Source organism: Bradyrhizobium jicamae (genome assembly GCF_001440395.1).
In the GTDB taxonomy this organism is placed as follows: Bacteria; Pseudomonadota; Alphaproteobacteria; order Rhizobiales; family Xanthobacteraceae; genus Bradyrhizobium; species Bradyrhizobium jicamae.
This window is the reverse complement of record NZ_LLXZ01000214.1, coordinates 7521-9324: the sequence shown is the minus strand read 5'-3', so window position 1 is coordinate 9324 and position 1804 is coordinate 7521. Positions and strand designations below refer to the sequence as shown.

General features: G+C 54.8%; 6 protein-coding genes. 5 read left to right on the top strand and 1 reads right to left on the bottom strand.

Features of this window, described 5'->3' with window-relative positions; genetic code table 11:
* The 3 genes from CQ12_RS45540 to CQ12_RS37055 form a co-directional block, all read left to right on the top strand.
* On the top strand, positions 1 to 235 hold a 235-nt coding region (locus CQ12_RS45540; RefSeq protein ID WP_198164372.1), incomplete at its 5' end, for a hypothetical protein.
* A gap of 21 nt (positions 236 to 256) precedes the next feature.
* The gene (locus CQ12_RS37060; protein WP_018272540.1) at positions 257 to 481 is read left to right on the top strand and encodes a hypothetical protein; all 225 of its coding nucleotides are present in this window, start codon (positions 257 to 259) and stop codon (positions 479 to 481) included.
* 114 nt (positions 482 to 595) lie between these two features.
* Positions 596 to 844, top strand: a complete 249-nt coding sequence (locus CQ12_RS37055; protein ID WP_057840178.1) for a hypothetical protein — start codon at positions 596 to 598, stop codon at positions 842 to 844.
* Here the strand turns inward: CQ12_RS37055 and CQ12_RS37050 are convergent.
* Entirely contained in the window at positions 838 to 1065 is a 228-nt protein-coding gene (locus CQ12_RS37050) for a hypothetical protein (RefSeq protein ID WP_026193013.1), read from the bottom strand. The two genes, CQ12_RS37055 and CQ12_RS37050, sit on opposite strands and share 7 nt — an antisense overlap.
* A 73-nt stretch (positions 1066 to 1138) precedes the next feature.
* Here CQ12_RS37050 and CQ12_RS37045 point away from each other — a divergent pair, with 73 nt between their 5' ends.
* Both CQ12_RS37045 and CQ12_RS44630 read left to right on the top strand, forming a co-directional pair.
* Positions 1139 to 1489, top strand: a complete 351-nt coding sequence (locus CQ12_RS37045; RefSeq protein ID WP_051110120.1) for a hypothetical protein — start codon at positions 1139 to 1141, stop codon at positions 1487 to 1489.
* 109 nt (positions 1490 to 1598) lie between these two features.
* Complete coding sequence (locus CQ12_RS44630; RefSeq protein ID WP_018272543.1) at positions 1599 to 1775, top strand: hypothetical protein; 177 nt, start codon at positions 1599 to 1601, stop codon at positions 1773 to 1775.
* The last annotated feature ends 29 nt before the right edge of the window (positions 1776 to 1804 follow it).

The following is a 1804-nucleotide window of genomic DNA, read 5'->3' as shown; positions in this document are numbered from 1 at the left end:
CGCTTGTGCCCCCGAGGGCAGGCTGGCTGCTCATGATCTGAATGTTGCGTGCCATGATGTTCTCGCTCATTCTTCAAATGAAAATGCCGGCTTCCCGGCAGTCCACGAAAGCAACGGCGCGGTCATATTCCAGTTGCCAATAGAGCTCCGCGAAGGGCGCGATCGACGCCTCGAAAACAGTTTCAAAAAAGTTCGACCAGATGGTCCAAAAGCCTATAAATTGCAGCATTTTTGAACCTTAAGATTTGAGGAAAACATGGATTTGATCGACCCGAGAAACGTCTCTGAGATTTTCTTCGACGGCATTCACGAGGTGAAGATCACAAGGGGAATTGCACGGATCGTACTGTTCAGTCGACAGGACGGGACCGGCACCGTCGAAGCGCGCTTGCGATGCCCGCTCTCCGAGTTGCCTGACATCATTCAAGCTCTCGTGATCGCGCTGACAAAAGCTGCTGGAAGCGGACGAAAATCGCCGTGAATGTTCCCGCCCAGGAACAACCGATAAAATCGATTCAATCTGACGGCGAAAGTTTAATGTCGTTTTCCCGGCGGATGTGTTTGCATGCCCCGTTCTCGAGACGGGGGTCGTGCAATGGAAGACGAAGAACTGCTTCTTCAGGCAGCGAATGCACCTACAATGTACTTCGACGGGTTCGGAGCTTTCAGAAAAATCAACGGGGTGCTGCGCTGCGTGGGCTACGTGCTCGGCAGCGGCGCCCAACTCAATGTGATCGTTTCCTTGACAGGCGCCGAAGCGGCCAATGCCGAAGCGCGTCGTGTTCTCGAGGAGAAGAACGCCAGAAGCACCAACATCACCGAGCAGATGCGCGTGGCTCATTGAGCTGCCTCGCGCGGCTTGGCTTTTTCTTCTTCAAGGCGCGCAAGCAGGTCAAGGGTAACCCCGGATACACCGAGATCTCGTGCGGCGTTAACGGTAGCCATCCATCTGGTGGAGGGGATGGAGTCACGAGCCTTCATTGTGCGCGCGTGGCTCTCCTCGACGCCGATTGCCTCTGCAAAACGGCCGCCGAAAGCATCAATGATTGCGGAAAAGGAGTTCATTCCCTTTCGCTACACCAAGTAGCGATACGTGTCAATACAGCATGTAGCTCTTTTCTCGCTACAATGCGTAGCTATGACCGATGATGAGAAAATCCGTAAAGGACAGGGTTCCCGGCTCCGAACAGTTCGGATGGCCGCAGGTTATCCATCCGCCAGAAGCGCAGCGCTGGACGCTGGATGGCCCGAGAGCACATATAGGGCCCACGAGGGGGGCACCAGGACAATTGATCCGAGAGACGCGGAGCGCTATATAAAGCACTTCCTGCGACAGGGCGCCAAAGGCGGAAATTTCACCGGCCGCTGGATCATCTATGGCGACGACGATGAATTGAGCGAAGCCAGTCTGGATGATTTGGTTAGGGGCGAATCCCCAGCCTTTAAGAAAAAAGCCATCGACGCAATCTTAGCTCTCAAAAAGCGATAACTAGGTCCGATTCGGACCAATGTAAACATTTTCCGAAAATCGCTACAACATGTGTTGACATGTATCGCTACAGGGCGTAGCGTCGCTTCCAACAGATCGGGAGCACGACATGAGCAAAACGCGGTTAGACCTCCTCGGGGCCCTCTGGCAAATCCAGACCCACCCGGCATTCCGCACCGTCGATATCGTGACGAGCGCGGCTTCCCCCAAGGTCTCTGACGATCAGGTCCGCAACCACATCGAGGGTTGCCTTCGCTTCATCGCTCGCAAGGCGGAGGCGATCTGATGGCCCAGCAGCATTCATATTACGTCGTC